Origin of the sequence: Paraburkholderia lebeckiae (genome assembly GCF_050436225.1) — a bacterium.
GTDB lineage: Bacteria > Pseudomonadota > Gammaproteobacteria > Burkholderiales > Burkholderiaceae > Paraburkholderia > Paraburkholderia tuberum.
The window spans coordinates 906,615-925,763 of record NZ_JBNDLU010000001.1; the positions used below are offsets into that span (position 1 = coordinate 906,615).

The window sequence follows — 19,149 nt, forward strand, 5'->3', positions numbered from 1 at the left end:
CGGCACAGAGCGCCAGATCGGGCGCGCACCTGGCGCGGTGCGCGATGGTAAGAAGCGGCAAACTCCATGCAAGTTTTACGCGGCGCTCCACCTGTCAACGGGACAACGGGAATTCACCAGGCGTGCCCGCGAGGCGCGTGTCCTATGCTGAGTCAACGGCGTGGCCCGGTCTCGGGGCGATCGAAACCGCCCGCGCGACGGCCCGGCGCGCTTTCAACGCGGCGCGATCACGAGCGGTTGCGCATAGCTGACCGTCGGCGCGGGCACCACCGCATAGTTGAGCGCGGGCGGCACCGCGACGATGGTCGCGGCCGCCACTGGCACGGCGACAGGCGGTGCCGATACGTACACGGGATTGACCGGCACCGGGTAGTAGACCGGCCGCGGCGGCGGCGCGTAGACCACGGCGGCGGGCAGGTACAGCACGACTCTCGCGTAGGCAGCGGAAGAACAGGCGAGACCGATGGCGGTGAGAGTCGAGGCGCAGGCGAGACGGATAGTCATTTGGGACTCCTGATACGTGAATGCCGACGAACGGCAGACGGAACGATACGCAGCAGGCCCGCAAAACGAAACCGCGAACTCATTTCGTTCGATGTCACGCTGCAGCGGCACCCGGCGCCGTGACATGATTCGACATGATTCTTGAATTGCGATCGCGCGGCGTCTGACCAAGAATTCGGCCTGTCATCGAAACGGCTCGCGGCACCCAGGCAGGCGACGGTCGATGTTCCAACCGAAGGAGTCAGTCATGAAGAAGTTGCTCGCCACCGTGCTGCTGTGCTGCGCGTCCACCGTCGCATTCGCTCAGGCCGCCGCGCCGCAAGGTATCAGCCAGCAGCGGATGGAGCGCATGGAGCAGCAGTTGCAAACGCGTTTTTCAAGCGCGAACACCACCCACGACGGCAAGCTGACCCGCGACCAGGCGGCGGCCGGCATGCCGATGCTCGCGCGTCATTTCGACGAGATCGACACGCAGAAGGCCGGCTACATCACGCTCCCGCAGATCGAGGCATTCATGCAGGAACGCGGGGCCGCACACTGAGCGGCTCGGTTATCGAGGAGCTTTCGGATGGAACGCCCCGCCAGGATCATCGTGCTCGACGACGAAGCCGAGTTGCGCAACATGCTGCTGCGCTTTCTGCGCGGTCACGGCTTCGACGTGCGCGCGGCCGAGGACGGCAAGCGACTGAATCGCTACCTGGAGCGCGAGCCGTTCGACCTGCTGATACTCGATCTGATGATCGGCGAAGAGGACGGCCTCGAGATCTGCGCGAAGCTGCGCGCTCAAGGACAGACCTTGCCGATCCTGATGTTGACCGCGAAGGGCGATCCGCTCGATCGCGTGACCGGCCTCGAAACCGGCGCCGACGACTACCTCGCGAAACCGTTTCTGCCGCGCGAACTGGTGGCGCGAGTCAATGCGTTGCTGCGCCGCCAGAAGATGGCCGCGGGCGACGTCACGCTGACGTCGCAGCGCGTGCGTTTCGGCGACTTCACGCTCGACATCGGCAAGCAGGAGCTGTCGCGCGCGGGCGAGCCGCTCGAGATTCATTCCGCGCAGATGCTGCTGCTGGTCGCGCTCGCGTCGTCGCCGAATCGCGCGGTGAGCCGCGACAACCTGCTCGCGCGTGCGCGAGGGCGCGACCATGACGCGCTCGATCGCAGCATCGACGTACAGGTGCTGCGGCTGAGGCAGATCGTCGAGGACGATCCGTCGAAGCCGCGTTTCATTCGCACTGTCTGGGGCGCTGGCTATATGCTCGTCGCCGATGTCGAATCATGATGCGCTCGCTGTCGCGCGCACTGCTGCCGCGCACGCTGCTCGCGCGCAATATCGCGCTGTTGATCGCGCTCGTGATGCTGAGCCAGCTCTGCTCGATCGTCGTGCTGCTGCATTACGTGCAGCGGCCACGCGTCGAACGCGCGGCGGCCGTGTTCGCGACCTACGTGACGACGCTCGACAACCTGCTCGCGGCCACTCCGCCCGCCTCGCGCGCGGCGCTGACCGCGCGTCTCGACGCGCGCGAGCAGTTGCCGCCCGAAGCGACCGACACACCGCCGCACGATCTGTTGCGGGTGTACAGCTCCTATCAGCGCGGCGTTTTCATCGACAGCCTGCAAAAGCATCTGCCCGCCGATATGCCCGTGCGGTGGCAGACCGAGGGCGCGCAGCGGCTGTGGATTCGCATGCATGCGCCGGCTGCCGGGTCCGACCACGCGGCCGGTTCGTTGGCCAGCGCGCCATACTGGATTGCGCTGCCGGTTCCCGAGGACGCGCAGGGCAGCGGCCTCGAAGCGGCGATCTTCCTGTCGTTGGGTCTCGGCGTGCTCGCCGCGCTCGCCGGCTACGCGATCCAGCTGCACCTGAACGAACCGTTGCACGAGCTCACGCAAGCGGCGCGGCGCGTCAGCGCCGGCGACCTGCCCACGCCGCTGCCGACCGACGGACCCGCCGAAATCGCCGCCGTGGGCAGCGCTTTCAATCAGATGACGCGCGCGTTACAGGACGCCGAAGCGACGCGCGCGTTGATGCTCGCGGGCATCTCGCACGACATCCGCACGCCGTTGACGAAGCTGCGCCTGTCGATGGCGATGGCGATGCCGCAGGGGGCCGACAGCAGTTTCGTGATCGCCGCCGAATCGTATCTGGATCAGATCGAGACGATTCTGCAGCAGTTCATGGATTACGCGGGCAGCGGCGAGCGCGAGGAAGCGCGGCCCGGCGATCTGAATGCGCTGATCGAACGGCTCGCGGGCGACTTCGCGGGGCTCGGGCACGAGTTCGACCTGTCGCTGGGCAGCTTGCCGGCCGTTCGATATCGGCCGATCAGCATGATGCGGCTGCTGATGAATCTGATGCAGAACGCGATCGTCTACGGCGGCAGCGGGCTTGCGGTGCGCACGTGGGCGACGCAGGACGCGGTCACGGTTGCGGTCGGCGATCGCGGTAAAGGTTTGACGGCGGAGGAGTTGGAGAAGCTGAAGGCGCCGTTCCAGCGCGGCCGCAATGCGCGTGCGCATAGCGGCGGCACGGGGCTGGGGCTGTCGATCGTCGAGCGGATTGCGCGGCTGCACGGCGGTGGCCTGCAGTTTCATCCGCGCGACGGCGGCGGCCTCGAAGTGTGGGTCGTATTGCCGGTCAAGGCGGCATGATGGGATGAAAAGGTGGCGTTCTTGCCGCTCACTCGCGATCGAGCCACGCGTCGAGCCCGACCCGAAACGCGACGCCCGCGATGACCGGCACCGTCAGCATCAGGATGATGCCGAAGTTCGGGATCTCGTCGCCGTACATGATCGGGTTGTACAGCACGACGCCCGACACGATCGCGAACATCACGACGCCAATGGCGACCATCAGGAGATTGCGCACGGACATGGACAGCGTCTTGCGCTTCGGCTTGTCCGTCGTGTCGTGAGCGCCGGGTGCTTCGTCGTGTTGGGCAGGCATGATGGTTCTCGTGGCAAGAATGCGGCATCGGAAGCCGTCGCGGCGGGTACCGCGCCCGGCATCATACCCGGAGGCGCGCGGCTGCTGCAGATCGGGGCCGCGCCGTTCAGGGTACCCATCCTTACCCAACAATATATGCCATTCCAGGCCGCGATTTCAGGCGTCGGCAGTCGACCCCGCCGGAGGCGCCGAATCCGCGCGAGACGCCGATGCAAGCGCGCAACCGCTCAGGCCGAGCTCGTCGAGAATCGCGCTCATCAAGCCCGTGCGGCGCCATTGCAGCCACCTGATGTAGCACGTCTGCGACGGCGGAAACGTGCCGGGCAGCCGATGCCATTTCTCGTTGCGCGTGACGACCCACAGAATCGCGTCCAGGATCTCGCGCGGAGGACGCGCGGGCCGGCCCAGACGTTTCTTCGGGTCCTGCTTGAACAGATGACTGATGCGCGCCCAGGCGTCATCGGAAAGAGGAAGATCTAGCATGCCGCCAACACCTGACTGACTGGTTTATGTCGATCTTACGGTTTGGGCGGTTCCTTCTAATTCCGGATTTACGCGTGGTTTGGCCCGCTGAACCGCGGATTGCTTCGCGTCCGATGATGCTAGCGTTGCTTTCCAAACCTTCATCAGCGACGCGCCGGGGATTACCGCGACCACGTTGAAGGAGCTGACGCTGCCCTCCCTCATAGCATCTAGGACGCCGCTTCGGTGTGGTCGAGCCATTGCGCGAACTCTTGTCGCAACTGCGCGATATCGAGCGGTTTGCCGAGTAGCCGTGCACCCGGAATCGCCGCCCCGATCTCCGCGCTGCGACCGTAGCCCGACACCAGCAGCACGCGTATTTGCGGCTGCACACGCCGCACCGCGCGCGCGAGTTCGTCGCCGGACATGCCGGGCAGCGTGAGGTCGGTCAACAGCACGTCGTAGCGTTGCGCGTTCGCGAGCGGCAACGCTGCTTCCGCGCTCGCGACCGCGGTGCAAGCGAGGCCCAACGCGCCGAGCAGTTCGCCGAGCGCCTCGCGCGATTCGGTGTCGTCCTCGACGAACAGCACGCGCGCGGCTTCCTGGGCCGCACGCGGCCGGATCGGCTGTTGCGGCTTTTTCTTCGGCTCTTTGTTCGACGTTTTCTGCGGCCTCTTCGCAGTGGCGTACGTGTTGGCGCTTTCGTACGCGGCGGGCGGCACGCATGCGGCGATACGCGCTTCGCGCATCCCGGCCGCGTGGTCCGCGCGCGCGGCGCCCGCGCGTAGAACGTTACGCACCAGACGGGCAAGATCGTCGCGCCGGTACGGCTTCGACAGCAGCGTGATACCGGCGTCGAGCTTGCCGTGGTGGACGATTTCGTCGCGCGTATAGCCCGATGTGAACAGCGTAGGCAGCGGCGGCGTACGCGCGGCCGCGCGTTGCGCGAGCTCGACGCTCTTCAGCTTGCCGGGCATCACGACGTCGGTGAACAGCAGATCGATCGTCATGTCGCTGTCGATGAATTCGAGCGCCGCGTCGCCGTTCGACGCGGTCAGCACCTTGTAGCCGAGCTGCGCGAGCATTTCGACCGCGGTCAGCCGCACGTCGGCATCGTCCTCGACGACGAGTATCGTTTCGCCGCCGCCGACCGATGCCGCAGTGCCGTCGACGGTCTCCGGCGCCTCCGCCTCGCAGCAGCGCGGAAAGAACAGCGACACCGTGGTGCCGTGTCCCACTTCGCTTTCTATCGACACATGCCCGCCGCTTTGCCGCGCGAAGCCGAACACCATGGACAGGCCAAGGCCGGTGCCGTGGCCGTCGGGTTTGGTCGTGAAGAACGGCTCGAACACGCGTTGCAGCACTTCGGGCGGCATGCCCGAGCCGGTGTCGGCAACCGAGAACTCCACGTATTCGCCGGGCGACAACTCTGGCTTGCCGCGGCAGAACGCGGCGTCGAGCGTGCGGTTGGTCGCGCGCACGGTCAGCACGCCGTCGGCGCGCATCGCGTCGCGCGCATTGATCGCGAGATTGAGCAGCGCGTTTTCGAGCTGGTTGCGGTCGACCTGCACGTTCCATAGATCGTCGCTGAGCACCGTGTCGATCCGCACCGTTTCGCCGAGCGCGCGATGCAGCATCTCGCTCATGCCGGTCAGCAGACGGCGCGGATTCAGCACGGTCGGCGACAGCGGCTGACGCCGCGCGAACGCGAGCAGATGCGCTGCGAGCTTCGCGCCGCGTTTGACGGCATCGGTCGCGGCGGATAGACGCCGCTGCGTGACCGGGTCGTCGTTTGCGTCGGCCGCGAGCATCTGCAGATTGCCGTTGATCACCTGCAGTACGTTGTTGAAGTCGTGCGCCACGCCGCCCGTCAGGCTGCCAATCGCTTCCATCTTCTGCGCCTGGCGCAGCTGTTCCTCGGCGAGCGTGCGCGCCGCGATCGAATCGGCGACGCGCTGCTCGAGCGTTTCGGTCAACTGAAGAAGCTGCTGTTCGGCGATCTTGCGATCGTGAATGTCGATCAGCACGCACGGAAAGCGCGTCGGTTCGCCGTGTTCGTCGAACTGGCAGCGGCCGTTCGCCTGTACCCACATATAGCCGCCGTCAGGCCGCCTGATTCGGTACTCGGCGCGAAACGGCTCGCCGCTGCGGATCGCTTCGGCGGTCAGGCGGTCGTTGAGCGCCTGGTCGTCGGGGTGGATCATCTGCGTCACGGCATCGCGCGCGACGCCCTTCGACGCTTTGTCGCGCGCAAACAGGAAGGTCCGCGCGAAGCGTTCGTCGCCCGTGACCTCACCGGTGCGCACGTCGAGCACCCAGGTGCCGAGCACCGCGCCGGTGTTCAGAGCGAGCTGCAGGCGTTCGTTGGTCTCGTGCAATTCGGTTTCGGCTTGCTGGCGCATCCGCTCGGTCAGCACGCGCCCGGTGGTCTCGACGACCATCGCGAGCACGCCGGCCGGCGCGCCGCTGTCGCCCGCGACCGGGCTGTAGTACAGATCCATCCACACGTCTTCCGGCTTGCCGTCGCGCAGCAGCACGAGCGCCTTGTCGCGATACGACAGCGAGCCGCCCGCGAGGCAGGTGACCATCACGTGATGGTTGAAATCGGCGACTTCGGGCCAGCCGTCTTCGACCGGACGGCCGAGCAGATACGGATGCCGCCCGCCCGCGAAGACCGCATAGGCGTCGTTGTAGATCATGTAGCCGGGCTCGCCCCACAACAGCACGAGCGGCACCGGCGAGGCGAGCATCATCTGGACCGTCGAGGTCAGACTGCGCTGCCAGTTTTCGATCGCGCCGAGGGTGGTCGCGCGCCAGTCGAATTCGCTGATGCGTCGCGCCATCTCGCCGCGCCAGCCAGCGCAGCCGCAGTCTTGTGCCGGAAAAGGCATGCAGCGCTCCACGTGAAATCACGTCGAAAATGATTGGCTCTTGACCGAAGCTTCGAGGGTTCGCGCGCGTTGCGCAGCCTCGCGAACCCCAAAAATATTGTAGGGCACAACGCCTTATCGTTGATGCATCGCAGACGCTATTTGGGGGTTTTGCCGGGTAAGCAACCCTGTCCGAAACCCTACCAATTTGGCATCTCGTTCGATGCGCGGGCAACATTTACCGCGAGGCGCGTTTGCTGCGCGGCGAAAGCGGAAGAACCGCCCGCATTTCCGGCGTGGCTCGATACGTTCGTGGTCGTGCCCACGGTCAGGTGCGAATCGTGCTGCCGTCCCCGATTCCTGCGCGAGCTTCGAACTTCAATGGAACGCGCCGTACGATGGCGAAGCAAAACGTCACACGATATCCACTCCCCAAACCCGCCGCGCGCGAGCCGCGCCTGACGCCGGCGGCGTAACGCGAAAATGACGCCGGCGCTATGCGATGGAGTGCGAACGAAGGTGAGGGCGCGGCGACGCGGCTTGCGATTCATCGAATGCAAGCCGCGACCTCACCCAACGAGTGCGTCCGTCAGTTGGACAGCGACAGATACTGCGACGTCAACGGCACCGGCGGGAACGGCTGTAAGCCGGTCTGCCTGTTGAAGCTGTAGCGCACGTACACGACCGCGAGCCACTCGCGATATTCATAGGCATTGCCGAGCGACGCGGTCGCCCCGACCGCGAGCTGCGGCGCGAGCTGATATTCACCGACGCTGCTGATCGAATACGACACGCCGGTCTTGCTCTGACCCGGGTAGACGGCGGTCAGACCGTTGCCGAGGGATTGCGCGGCGGCGGCCGCGTCGCCTTGCCGCGTCGAGCCGTCGTTCAGCGGGAAGTAGTTCGACGCATCCTCGCGATAATGCTGCACGCCGACCGAACCCTTCACGTCATATGTAAACAGGCCCGCGCGGCCCGACCATTCGACCTGCAGATTCAGGATCACGTACTGCTGCGGACTGAAGTAGCCGCCCTGGCCGTAAGTGAAGTACGACAGATTGCGGTTGTAGCCCATGATCGTCGTGTTCACGCCGACCGTCAGCGTCTGGTCGGCGTCTTTCAGCAGACGCGTGTAGACGCCGCCGCCCTTGATCGCGTTGTTGCTCGGCACGTTGGTGCCCATGTAGTGCTGATACGACGCGTTCACGTACAGGCCGCTCCTGCCGTCGTCCCAACTGAGGCTGGCAAGCGCGCCGTTCGACGTGACGCCGCCCCATTAGAGGCCGGCGGCCGCATCGCGCGCGCCCGCGTACGACAGCAGGCTGTCCGTCACCGCGCGCCGCGCGACCGCGATCGAGTACGAGACCTTGTCGGTGATGCCGCCGTTGTATTGCGCGCCGCCGACGATGTTGTTCTCGCGGAAGCCGATCGGCGTCACGCCGATATCGCCGCTGATGCTGCGACTGTCATAGCCGACGGACAGGCCCACACCGCTCGCGGTCTGGCTGCCATAGTTGTTGGTGCCGTTCTGCGCCGCCGATTTTCGACGACGCGGTCGAAAGCCCCGCGCCGAAGCGCGCGAGCGTCGAGTGCTGTTCGACGCGGTGCCTGCATCGAGCGTAACCGGGGTCGCGGTCACGACCACGTGACCGTTGCCCGCCTTGAAACGCCCTTGGATCGGCGCCTCGATGTCGGTGAGCGACGACAGCCCGTCCTCGCCGACGCGATTGCGGAAGATCAGGCCGCCCGACACGGTGCTCGACTGCTCGCGATTGACCTGCGCAAGCTCCTCGGCGACGCCGAGCGTCTGCGCGTTCGCGACGTTCGACTGCGGGTTGTTCTGTGCGTTGCTGCCGGGCGGGATAAAGGCGCATTCGAGACACATGAATTGGGTAATTTTTGCTGCTTAAAAGAAATTGAAAGGTTAATCTTCGCCTGGCGCGCGAAAAGGCTTGCGGAACGATAGGTGTATTAGCCGACAATCCGGCCTGTTTGAGCTTTAGTCTTTTAACCATGGATTCGGCGGAAGGTGAGTTGCGCGAAAAATCGGGCGCGGCGTCGTTCGATTCAAATAATTTGCAATGCTCGATTCACTCACTATTCTGCTGGTCACGGTTCTGGCGGACGCAAGGGCGATGCGCAGGCGCCGAATTGATACCTCGTGTTACGTTAGCCATAAATGTTTATCGAACGTTTGCCGATAACCATTGGCGGAGTGACCGGAAACCCTGATCAGCCATCTATGTCTGCCATCCCGACGCAGCACCTGCCAGAGCCAAGCATGCGTGAGCGCTTTCACCGGCGCTCGCTCGACCATCAGCGGCCGCTTTCCCTCGTGACGATGGGCTTCACGGTGGTTGCGTTCCTGTGCACGGTAACGGCGCGCGAACTGGTCGGCGCACCGGCCGGGCCGCTCGCGTACCGGCTGCTGTGCGCGCTCCTGCTCGCGCTGCTGGTGCTGGCGATCCCGCGCGCGAAGTCGACGGCGCTGTTCGGCGCGATCGGCGTCGCGTACGAACTGGTGCTGATCGCCGGGCTCGTGCTGAATGCGAAGGGCCTCGCGTATCCGTTGCCGTGGCTATTGCCCGCATTCGTCGTGATACCGATCTGCGCGGCGCCGCTATGGCTCACGCCCGCGCATTTCGTCACCGGCAGCGTGGTGTTCTACGCGGCGGCCATCGCGCTGCTGCGCGGCAAAGCTCATGCGCCCGAGGTCGACGCGGCCGTGTGGACGTGGGTCATCGCGATCGGTGCGCCGACGGCGGTGGTGTTCCATTTCGGCTTCTACCGTTTCCGGCGCAATCACTTTCTGCTCGAGAGCCAGCTCGCGAAACTCGCGGCAACCGATCCGCTGACCGGCCTGCAAAATCGTCGTTCGTTCGTCAAGCACGCCGAGGGACGCCTCGAGACGCTGGCGCCAGGGGCGCAGATCTGCGCGATCTTTCTCGACATCGACAGCTTCAAGTCGCTCAACGACCGCTTCGGCCATGCGGTTGGCGACCATGCGCTGTTCCAGGTCGCGCAGGTGCTGAAGAACGCGGTTGCGCTCTACCAAAGCGTGAGCCGCATCGGCGGCGAGGAATTCGCGCTGCTGCTCGACAATGATCTCACCGGCGCGCTGCAGCTCGCCGAGCGGCTGCGCCTCGACATCGCCGGGATCGAACGGCCGGACGGCCATCTGACCGCGAGCTTCGGCGTCGCCGAGCATCGGCGCGGCGAAAGCTTCATGATGCTGCTCGATCGCGCGGACGAAGCGTTGCTGCGCGCGAAGCAGACGGGGCGCAACCGTGTCTGCGCGGCGCGCGCGCTGCCGTTCGACGCGCTGCAGTCACCGTTCGGCGACCCGAGCGCCGACGCGGCGCGTTACCGCTGGGAAGACTTCTATCTGATCTCGCACTTTCAGCCGCTCTACAGCCTATCGCATCAGAAGCAGGTCGGCTTCGAGGCGCTGCTGCGCGGAGAGCATGACGACGGCACGCTGGTGCCGCCGGTCGTGATGTTCGCGCCGAAGCCGTCGAGCGACGAAGGCGCGCTCGACCGCGCGAGCCACGCGGTGCATCTCGGCAACGCGCGTCGCGCGCTGCCCGGCGATGCGTGGCTGTTCCTGAACATCCTGCCGTCCACCTTCGTCGCCGAAGGCTACGCCGACCAGTTGACGAAGATCGTGCGCGCCGCGGGGCTCGAACCCGAGCGCGTGATTCTGGAGATTCTCGAATCGCATGGCGGCAGCGTCGACGAGATGTCGCGCGCGGCGGCGCGCTATCGCCAGCACGGCTTCCTGATCGCAGTCGACGACTTCGGCGCGGGCCAGTCGAATCTCGACCGGCTGCTGCGGATCCGGCCGGACCTCGTCAAGCTCGACGGCGAGCTGATTCGCGCGACCACGCACGGCACGCAGCAGCCGATCCTGCCGAAACTCGTGTCGCTGCTGCACCAGGCGGGGATGCTGGTGGTCGTCGAAGGCGTCGAGACGGCCGACGAACTGATTCTCGCGGTCGAGTCGAATGTCGATTTCGCGCAGGGCTATCTGCTAGGGCGGCCCGCGGCAGAGATCGCGCCGCCCGAGTCGGTGCATCGCCAGATCGACGATGCGTTCGACGTGATCGCGCAGGGCCGTGCGCATCAGCATGCGTTGTTCGAATCCGAAGTGGAGCCGTACCGGCTCGAACTGCGGCGCGCGGCCGACGGCTTGCGCGCCGGCGCCATGATGGACGACGCGTTCGCGCTGCTCGCCACCTTCGGGCGTTGCATCAGCTGTTTCATCCTCGACGCCACCGGCCGCCAGATCGGTCACGAGGTGCGCGGGCCCGCATGGTGCGAGGACGCGGCGTCGCTGCAGCCGGTCGCGAATCCGCGCGATGCGCGCTGGGATCATCGGCCTTACTTCCGCAATGCGGTGCTGCTGCCCGGCGAGGCGACCACCAGTAATCCCTATCTGTCGCTCGCGAGCGGGCGGCCGTGCATTGCAGTGACACTTGCCGTGCAGCTGGCGAGCGGGCGCTGTGTGTTGGGGGTCGAGCTGGATTGGTCGGCGCGAGGCTTGCCTTGGCCGGCGGGCGAGTAGGGGAAGTGAAAGGCTTTCGCTTCAATACCCGCCTTTGACCTGTGGCGCGCTCGCCGCCAGGTTCTTGTACGACGCGGCGAGGTCCGCGGCCGCGCGGCTCAGCAAGCCGGTGTCCGTGCCGACCGCGACGAAGGTCGCGCCCGCCGCCAGATATTCGGCCGCCAGCGCGGCATCAGGGGCGAGCACGCCCGCTGCCTTGCCAGCGGTGCGCACGGTGTCGATGCCGTGGCGAATCGCGTCGCGCACGCGCGCGTCGCCCGGCTTGCCGAGCAATCCCATCGACGCGCTCAGATCCGACGGCCCGAAAAACACGCCATCGACGCCATCCACATGCGCGATTTCCACGAGATTGTCGAGGCTCTGCACGGTCTCCGCCTGCACGATCACGCACAGTTCGTCGGCGGCGGTGTCCAGATAGTCGGGCACGCGATTCCAGCGCGACGCACGCGCGAGCGCGCTGCCGACGCCGCGAATGCCTTGCGGCGGATAACGCGTGGCGGCGACCGCATCGAGCGCTTGCGCGGCCGTGTCGATCATTGGCAGCAGCAGCGTTTGCGCGCCGATGTCGAGCAACTGCTTGATCAGCGCGGCGTCGCTGCGCACCGGCCGCACGACCGGATGCGACGGATACGCGGCGACCGCCTGCAATTGCGACAGCGTGCTGCGTACGTCGTTCGGTGCGTGCTCGTTGTCGATCAGCAGCCAGTCGAAGCCGGCGGTGGCGAGCAGCTCGGTCACGTAGGCGTCGGCGAGCGCGGCCCACAGGCCGAACTGCGGTCTGCCTTCGGCGAGCGCGCGTTTGAAGGCGTTTTTTGGCAAGGACATATTGATGCGTTCAGATGAAATTCAAACCGATGCCGCCGAGCGGGCCATAGTCGATGTGGAACGTGTCGCCCGCGCGGGCGGGAATCGGGCTCGTGAACGAGCCGCTCAGGATCACGTCGCCCGCATTCAATGATTCGTCATGCGGAGCAATTTTGTTGGCGAGCCACGCGACGCCGGTGGCCGGATGGTTGAGCACCGCCGCCGCGAGCCCGCTTTCCTCGACCGCGCCGTTCCTGTACAGCAACGCGCCGACCCAGCGCAGGTCGACGTCGAGCGGACGCACCGGCCGGCCGCCGAGCACGACGCCCGCGTTCGCGGCGAAGTCGGAGATCGTGTCATGGACCTTGCGCGGCGAGCGTGTTTCGCGATCGAACTGCTCGATGCGCGCGTCGATGATTTCGACAGCCGGGCTCACGTACGCAGTCGCGTCGAGCACCTCGAACAGCGTGACGCCGGGGCCCTTCAGCGGTTTGTTCAGCACGAACGCGAGTTCTACTTCGACGCGCGGCGCGATGAAGCGATCCACGCGAATGTCCTGGCCGCTTTCGATGAACATGCTGTCGAGCAGTGGCGCGTAGTCCGGTTCGTCGATCTGCGACGAGCGCTGCATCGCGCGCGACGTCAGGCCGATCTTCCTGCCCTTGATTACGTGGCCTTCGGCGAGTTTCAGCTTGACCCACTCGCGTTGTATCGCGTAGCCGTCCTGTACGGTCATCTCTGGGTACTGCGCGGAAAAATGGCGCAGCTGCGTGCGGGTCTTTTCCGCGCGATCGAGTTGCGCGGCGAGGTCGCGAATGGTTTGTTCGTCTAGCATGCTGATGTCAGCCCTTGAACCGCGCGTGCAGATTGTTGTGCTTCCAGGTGCCCGCTTCGCTGAACTCGTTGATTTCGAGCGACAACGCGAGCCCCTGCCGTTCGAACTCAGTGGCGAAGCGCTGCTTGATCAGCGCGAACAGCGCGTCGCCGGTCGCCTTCTTGACGACCTCCGGGCGGCCCGCGCCGATCTTCAGATTGGCGTGCAGGAACGCGGCGTCGGGCCGCCCATCGGCGATGCAGTACTGGTCGCAGCGCAGCGCGCGCACGCGGATGCCGCCGAGCGGATAGACGCGCTCGCCGTTATCGCGCTGCGCGTCGAGGCACTGCGCGAGGTCTTTGCATAGTTCGCCGAGGCGTTGCGCGTCCGCGAGGTTGGCGCTGTATTCGAGTGTCAAGTGAGGCATGGCGATACCTTCGCGAATGTCAGACGGGTAGCGGCGTGACCGGGAAGATCGCGTTGATCTGGCCGGTGCCCGAACTGCCGAAATAAGGCGTGACGACTTCGACCTTGCCGTCGTAACGATCCCAGCCGAGCGCACCGAGAAGCATCGCGGTATCGTGCATGCCGCCTTCGCCCCAACATTTCTCGTTGTAGAGCGGCAGCATTTCGCAGAAGGTCTTCCAGTCGCCGGCTTCCCACATGCGAACCACGCTGCGATCCATCTGTTCGAGGAACGGGCTCCAGACTTTGTGCATGAACTGCTCGGCGGTGCCGTTGTTCGCGAAGTGATGCGACAGCGAGCCGCTCGCGAGAATGGCCACGGTACCGTCGTAGCGTTCTTCGATGGCCTTGCGTACCGCGAGGCCGAAACGCGCGCTGGTCGCGAGGTCGTGCCACATGCACCAGCCCGCAACCGACACCGCCTTGAAGTGCTGATCGCCGTTCATATAGCGCATCGGCACCAGCGTGCCGTATTCGAGCTCGAGCGTGGTCTCGCTGTGCGCGCGGCTTTTCACGCCCATTTCGTTGGCGACTTCCGCGATCAGCTGACCGAGCCCGACATTGCCCGGATACGCGTACGGCATGTTTCTGATGAAATGCGGCAGCTCGTTGCTCGTGTACACGCCTTCGAACTTCGGCGCGCAATTGATGTGGTATTCGCTATTCACTAGCCAGTGCACGTCGAACACGACGATCGTATCGACGCCAAGTTCGCGGCAGCGTCGGCTGATTTCATGATGTCCGTCGATCGCGGCCTGACGGCAACCCTTGTGCGGACCGTCGAGCTCGGATAAATACAACGACGGCACGTGTGTAACTTTTGCTGCCAACGCGAGTTTGCCCATCGCGGTCTCCAGTGTCGACCGGCGTTAGAGCGTCAGCTCTTACTCCGGTCCCATGCTTTAGCAATTTCGTTTGACGTCGCGATTAAATGCCCCAGCGCGGAATATGATGCGAGCCGAGCGACACGCAGACGTTCTTCGGTTCGAGGAACACTTCATAACTCCACGTCCCGCCTTCACGGCCCACACCCGACGCCTTCGTGCCGCCGAACGGCTGACGCAGATCGCGCACGTTCTGGCTGTTCACGAAGCACATGCCGGCTTCGACGGCGGCCGCCACGCGCAACGCGCGGCCCGTGTTCTCGGTCCAGATATAGCTCGACAGACCATACGAAATATCGTTGGCGAGACGGATCGCCTCGGCTTCATCGTCGAACGGAATCAGGCACGCGACCGGTCCGAAGATCTCTTCCTGCGCGATGCGCATACGGTTGTCGACATCGACGAACACGGTCGGCGTGACGAAATTGCCGTGACGCAAGGCGTCGGGCAACTCGGGCGTATCGAGCCCGCCGCACGCAAGCGTGGCACCTTCCTTCGGGCCGAGTTCGACATAGCTGCGCACTTTGGCGAGATGCCCCTGGCTGATCATCGGGCCGACGATCGTGCTGTCCGCGAGCGGATCGCCAACCGTCAGACGCTTCGCGCGCTCGACGAAGCGCTCGGCAAACCGCGCGTAAATGGAGCGCTGCACGAGAATGCGCGAGCCCGCGGTGCAGCGCTCGCCATTGTTGGAGAAGATCATGAACACAGCGGCATCGAGCGCGCGTTCGAAGTCGGCGTCGTCGAAGATCACGAACGGCGACTTGCCGCCAAGCTCCATCGAGAACTTCTTCAGGCCCGCGGTTTGCACGATGCGATTGCCGGTCGCGGTCGACCCGGTGAACGACACCGCGCGCACGTCGCGATGCGCGACGAGTGGCTCGCCCGCTTCCTTGCCATAGCCGTGCACGACGTTCAGCACGCCCGCCGGGATGCCCGCTTCGAGCGCGAGCTTGCCGAGCATCGAGGCGCTCAGCGGCGACAGCTCGCTCATCTTCAGCACAGCGGTGTTGCCGAACGCGAGGCAGGGCGCCACCTTCCAGGTGGCCGTCATGAACGGCACGTTCCACGGCGAGATTAGCGCGCACACGCCGACCGGATGAAACAGCGTGTAGTTCAGATGCGAGTCGGTCGGGTACGTGTGGCCGTCGACGCGCGTGCACATCTCCGCGAAATAGCTGAAGTTGTCGGCCGCGCGCGGCACCAGCTGCTTGCGCGTCTGCGAGATCGTCTGGCCGGTGTCCTTCGTTTCGGTCTCCGAGATTTCCGGCACGTGCTTCGTGATCAGCTCGCCGAGTTTGCGGATCAGCTTCGCGCGTTGCGCGGCGGGTTTCGCGGCCCAGGCGGGGAAGGCGCCTTTGGCCGCTTGCACGGCCGCATCGATCTCCTTCGCGCCGCCGCGTGCGACCTCGGCGAGCACTTCCTGGGTGGCCGGGTTGACGGTTTCGAAGTAGTCACTCGAGGTGCACGCCTCACCGTTGATCAGATGGTCGATCGGCATTGCCTTGTCCTTTCGCTGTTCGGTGGGTTTTTGCTGTCCATCAGACGCGGCCGAAGTCCGCGTCCGAGGCGATCGTGTTGACGAGACGGCCGAGGCCGTCGATTTCGCAGACGACTTCGTCGCCCGTGTTGACGTTGACGATGCCTTCGGGCGTGCCGGTCAGGATCACGTCGCCGGGCGCGAGCGTCATGAAGCCGCTCAGGTATTCGATCAGTGCGGGAATGCCGGTGACGAGATCGCGCGTATTGCCGCATTGCTGACGCGTGCCGTTGACGAACGTGCGCAGCTCGAGCTGCGTGACGTCGGCGATGTCGGCGGCGTCGACGAACCAGGGGCCGAGCACCGTGCCGCCGTCGCGATTCTTCACGCGCAGATTCGGGCGATAGTAATTTTCGAGGTAGTCGCGAATCGCGTAGTCGTTCGCGATCATGTAGCCCGCCACGTGCTGCATGGCGTCTTCACGCGCGACGTTTTGCGCCGTTCGCCCGATCACGACCGCGAGCTCGCACTCGTAGTGCATGAACGTGACGTCGGCCGGGCGACGCGCGACGCCGCGATGGCCGAGCACCGTGCCGGGTCCTTTCAGAAACACCAGCGGTTCTTCCTGTTTGCTGAACTGCAATTCCTTCGCGTGCTCGGCGTAGTTCAGGCCGAGCGCGAAGATCGTGCCGACTTCGATCGGCGCAAGCCAGACTACTTCGTCCTCGCGACGCACGCGGCCGTCGGCGAGGCGGACACCCTGCTCGTGCGGATACGCTTCGTGAATCGCTCCCGCATAGGCGACGCGGCCGCGCATCATGACGGTTCTCCGTTGCGTTGATCCATGCCGATGAACGATATGGTCAAGGGCGGCAGCGTGCCGATCGACAGCGTGGCCGTATCGCCGACATGCGCGACCGGCGAGCCGTGCGGGACGCCGAGCGTGAGCACGTCGCCCGCGTTCAGCGTCATGAAATCGGTGACGTCGGCGAGCAATTGCGCGATGTTGCGCACCGACGTTGCGGTGCTTGCCGTGAACGGTTCGGCGCGGTTCAGCGAGACGGCGATGTCGAGCCGATCCGGCGCCGCGACGTGGCGCGCGGCGACGAGCGCCGGTCCGATCACGCAGAAGCCGTCGCGTCCGCGCAATCGCACGTTCGGGCGATACACGTTGGTATGCGGCACGCTCAGATCGCCGACCAGCGTATAGCCGGCGATGTAGTCCGCCGCGCGCTCGACGCCGACGCGCGTCGCGGTACGGCCGATCACGATGCCGAGTGACGCGCCGACCTCGACGCCGAGCGTGTTATCCGGCACGACCACGCGCGCCCGATGCCCGGCCAGCGTGTTGCGCGGCTTCAGATACAGAATCGGCGCTTTCGGCGGCGCCTTGTACGGTGCCGCATGCACTGCGTCGCCCAGCGCGTTCAAGGCGGCGCGATCGTTCAGCAGGGTGCCGTACACGGCGCCGCCGACTGGCGCGCGACACGCAACGCCGCGTGCCAGCAACGCGGCCGCGGTGTGCGCGTCCACGTCGCGAGGCAGCGCGTCGCCTTCGGGATGCAGCAGATGATCGGCAAAGGCAAACATGAATGCGCAGCCTCGTGGCGAAAGTTTGGCGAAAACACTAAGATGTTAGTAGTATCCCGCTTGATATCATTGACGGTCAATAGGCTGCCGGTTGATCGCGGGTTTTCCCGTAAGCTTCGACAGCTGTTTTTTTCTGATTCCTTGCCACCATGTCCGCTGCGTCCACCCGAGTTTTGCACCGCAATTTGCCGATGCTGTTGTTACGCGCCCGCGAAAAAATGATGGAGCGTTTTCGTCCGTTGATCACCGCGCATGGACTCACCGAGCAGCAATGGCGCGTGATTCGCGCGCTCAACGAGCACGGCCCGATGGAGCCGCGCCACATCTCCGACATCTGCACGATTTCGAGCCCGAGCATGGCCGGCGTGCTCGCGCGCATGGAGAGCATGGAACTCGTGACGAAAGAACGTTTCGCGGAGGATCAGCGGCGCGTGCTCGTGTCGCTGACCGATACGAGCGTTGAACTGGTGCGCGTGATTTCGAAGGATCTCGAGGCGCACTATCGCGAACTCGAGCGCAAGGTGGGACCGGAGATCGTCGAGCGCGTGTATCGCGCGGTCGACGATCTGTTGGCGGGGTTGTCGGAAGAGGATGAGTGACGCGCCGACCTACCAGCCGTAAAACCGCTGCCATTCGACGCTGCTGCCGTCCGGCGCAACCGCGTGATACTCAGGGAACTGCGCGCCGGTCGCACAAGCGTGGTTCGGCAGGATGCGCAGTTTCATACCGATCGGAAAGCGCTGCGCGATGTCGTCGGTCTGTGCGTTGGCTTGCGCATCGGCCGGAACCGCCGCAAGAATCCCATGCTCCTGATTGGCGCCGCTCACGACATAGTCCGGCAGCAACGTGCCATTGAGCAAACACGGCTGCCCATAGCCGAAATCGTGCGACTGCCGCGACGTACCGCGATCACGGCTTAACGCCATCCAGCCCGCGTCGAGAATCGCCCAGCCTTTGTCTTCCTGATGACCGATCACGGTCGTGAGTACGCTAAGCGCGATGTCGTCGAGCGTGCAAACGCCCACGTTGTGCATGACCAGATCGAACAGCACGTAGACACCCGCGCGCACCTCGGTGACGTCTTCGAGATGCCGCGCGGCGAGCGCGGTTGGCGTCGAACCGACGCTGACGGCCGGGCATTCGATGCCCGCTTCGTGCAACCGCTCGGCGGCGCGCACGCAGCCCGCGCGCTCCTGCTCCGCGAGCGCGGCGAGCGCTTCAGGTGTATTCAACTCGTAGCTCGAACCCGCATGGGTCATCACGCCACCGACCTTCACGCCGTTCTCGTGCAGAATCCGCCCGACGTCGAGCAGCGTCTGCTGTTCGGGCTGGATGCCCGAGCGATGTCCGTCCGTATCGACCTCGATCCAGACCTCGAACGATTCGCCGTGCTGGTCGCCGAACGCGGCAATCGCCGCGGCGGCGGTCGGATTATCGACCACGAGCTTCAGATCGCACCCCTGGCGGCGCAGCGCGAGCGCGCGCGGCAGCTTCGACGGAACCATGCTGACCGCGTACAGGATGTCGTCGATGCCGGCCGCGAAGAACGCTTCCGCTTCCTTCAGCGTCGACACCGTGATGCCGCGCGCGCCGGCGGCGATCTGCGCGCGCACGACGTCGATGCACTTGGTGGTCTTCACGTGCGGCCGGAACGCGACGCCGAGCGCATTCATCCGCCCCTGCATCCGCGCGATGTTCTTCTGCATCCGCGCGACGTCGATCAGCGCGGCCGGGGTTTCGATCTGTTCGAGTTTCATGCTTGCAC

At 65.2% G+C, this 19,149-nt stretch carries 17 protein-coding genes and 1 pseudogene; 5 read left to right on the plus strand and 13 right to left on the minus strand.

From position 1 onward, the window contains the following. Positions 1 to 213: 213 nt before the first annotated feature. Complete coding sequence (locus tag OKW45_RS04320) at positions 214 to 504, minus strand: hypothetical protein (protein WP_018424944.1); 291 nt, start codon at positions 502 to 504, stop codon at positions 214 to 216. A 247-nt stretch (positions 505 to 751) separates the two neighbouring features. On the opposite strand from OKW45_RS04320, the gene OKW45_RS04325 reads away from it, so the two are divergent. From OKW45_RS04325 to OKW45_RS04335, 3 genes are read left to right on the plus strand one after another with little or no spacing between them, the layout of a single operon-like run. Further along, positions 752 to 1,045 (plus strand): EF-hand domain-containing protein, encoded by a 294-nt coding sequence (locus tag OKW45_RS04325; RefSeq protein ID WP_187617804.1) that lies wholly within the window; start codon positions 752 to 754, stop codon positions 1,043 to 1,045. 27 nt (positions 1,046 to 1,072) lie between these two features. Next, positions 1,073 to 1,786, plus strand: a complete 714-nt coding sequence (locus OKW45_RS04330) for a response regulator (RefSeq protein WP_018424946.1) — start codon at positions 1,073 to 1,075, stop codon at positions 1,784 to 1,786. Next, positions 1,783 to 3,156, plus strand: a complete 1,374-nt coding sequence (locus OKW45_RS04335) for an ATP-binding protein (RefSeq protein ID WP_429466181.1) — start codon at positions 1,783 to 1,785, stop codon at positions 3,154 to 3,156. The genes OKW45_RS04330 and OKW45_RS04335 overlap by 4 nt, the downstream gene beginning before the upstream one ends. Before the next feature lie 28 nt (positions 3,157 to 3,184). Here the strand turns inward: OKW45_RS04335 and OKW45_RS04340 are convergent, their stop codons facing one another. The 4 genes and pseudogenes from OKW45_RS04340 to OKW45_RS04355 all read right to left on the minus strand — a co-directional run bounded on the left by OKW45_RS04340 (position 3,185) and on the right by OKW45_RS04355 (position 8,668). Next, positions 3,185 to 3,451, minus strand: a complete 267-nt coding sequence (locus tag OKW45_RS04340) for a hypothetical protein (protein WP_018424948.1) — start codon at positions 3,449 to 3,451, stop codon at positions 3,185 to 3,187. A 156-nt stretch (positions 3,452 to 3,607) separates the two neighbouring features. Beyond that, on the minus strand, positions 3,608 to 3,934 hold the full coding sequence (locus tag OKW45_RS04345; protein WP_090806367.1) for a transposase: 327 nt from the start codon (positions 3,932 to 3,934) through the stop codon (positions 3,608 to 3,610). Positions 3,935 to 4,143: 209 nt separating this feature from the next. Continuing rightward, positions 4,144 to 6,804, minus strand: coding sequence for a response regulator (locus tag OKW45_RS04350; RefSeq protein WP_429466183.1), 2,661 nt, complete (start codon positions 6,802 to 6,804; stop codon positions 4,144 to 4,146). Positions 6,805 to 7,372: 568 nt separating this feature from the next. Beyond that, positions 7,373 to 8,668: pseudogene (locus tag OKW45_RS04355) on the minus strand (cellulose synthase subunit BcsC-related outer membrane protein). A gap of 357 nt (positions 8,669 to 9,025) precedes the next feature. Between OKW45_RS04355 and OKW45_RS04360 the strand changes: the two are divergent. Further along, a complete protein-coding gene (locus tag OKW45_RS04360) occupies positions 9,026 to 11,347 on the plus strand; it encodes an EAL domain-containing protein (protein WP_429466185.1) in 2,322 nt (773 codons plus the stop codon). Positions 11,348 to 11,368: 21 nt separating this feature from the next. On the opposite strand, the gene hpaI is transcribed toward OKW45_RS04360, so the two are convergent. The 7 genes from hpaI to OKW45_RS04395 form a co-directional block, all read right to left on the minus strand. Further along, on the minus strand, positions 11,369 to 12,172 hold the full coding sequence (gene hpaI / locus OKW45_RS04365; RefSeq protein ID WP_429466187.1) for a 4-hydroxy-2-oxoheptanedioate aldolase: 804 nt from the start codon (positions 12,170 to 12,172) through the stop codon (positions 11,369 to 11,371). Positions 12,173 to 12,182: 10 nt separating this feature from the next. Next, positions 12,183 to 12,986: a 2-oxo-hept-4-ene-1,7-dioate hydratase gene (gene hpaH, locus OKW45_RS04370; protein ID WP_429466189.1), complete on the minus strand. Its 804-nt coding sequence runs from the start codon at positions 12,984 to 12,986 to the stop codon at positions 12,183 to 12,185. Between the two features lie 7 nt (positions 12,987 to 12,993). Continuing rightward, a complete protein-coding gene (locus OKW45_RS04375) occupies positions 12,994 to 13,392 on the minus strand; it encodes a 5-carboxymethyl-2-hydroxymuconate Delta-isomerase (RefSeq protein ID WP_429466191.1) in 399 nt (132 codons plus the stop codon). 19 nt (positions 13,393 to 13,411) lie between these two features. Beyond that, complete coding sequence (gene hpaD, locus OKW45_RS04380; RefSeq protein WP_429466193.1) at positions 13,412 to 14,275, minus strand: 3,4-dihydroxyphenylacetate 2,3-dioxygenase; 864 nt, start codon at positions 14,273 to 14,275, stop codon at positions 13,412 to 13,414. Between the two features lie 82 nt (positions 14,276 to 14,357). Continuing rightward, complete coding sequence (hpaE, locus tag OKW45_RS04385; protein ID WP_429466195.1) at positions 14,358 to 15,815, minus strand: 5-carboxymethyl-2-hydroxymuconate semialdehyde dehydrogenase; 1,458 nt, start codon at positions 15,813 to 15,815, stop codon at positions 14,358 to 14,360. Positions 15,816 to 15,855: 40 nt separating this feature from the next. Continuing rightward, positions 15,856 to 16,614, minus strand: coding sequence for a fumarylacetoacetate hydrolase family protein (locus tag OKW45_RS04390; protein WP_429466197.1), 759 nt, complete (start codon positions 16,612 to 16,614; stop codon positions 15,856 to 15,858). After that, complete coding sequence (locus OKW45_RS04395) at positions 16,611 to 17,384, minus strand: fumarylacetoacetate hydrolase family protein (protein ID WP_429466199.1); 774 nt, start codon at positions 17,382 to 17,384, stop codon at positions 16,611 to 16,613. Before OKW45_RS04395 ends, OKW45_RS04390 begins: the two co-directional genes overlap by 4 nt. Positions 17,385 to 17,575: 191 nt before the next feature. Here OKW45_RS04395 and hpaR point away from each other — a divergent pair, with 191 nt between their 5' ends. Then, positions 17,576 to 17,983, plus strand: coding sequence for a homoprotocatechuate degradation operon regulator HpaR (hpaR, locus tag OKW45_RS04400; protein WP_018424961.1), 408 nt, complete (start codon positions 17,576 to 17,578; stop codon positions 17,981 to 17,983). A 9-nt stretch (positions 17,984 to 17,992) separates the two neighbouring features. Here hpaR and OKW45_RS04405 read toward each other — a convergent pair whose 3' ends face one another. Next, positions 17,993 to 19,141 (minus strand): DSD1 family PLP-dependent enzyme, encoded by a 1,149-nt coding sequence (locus OKW45_RS04405; RefSeq protein WP_429466201.1) that lies wholly within the window; start codon positions 19,139 to 19,141, stop codon positions 17,993 to 17,995. Positions 19,142 to 19,149: the final 8 nt, after the last annotated feature.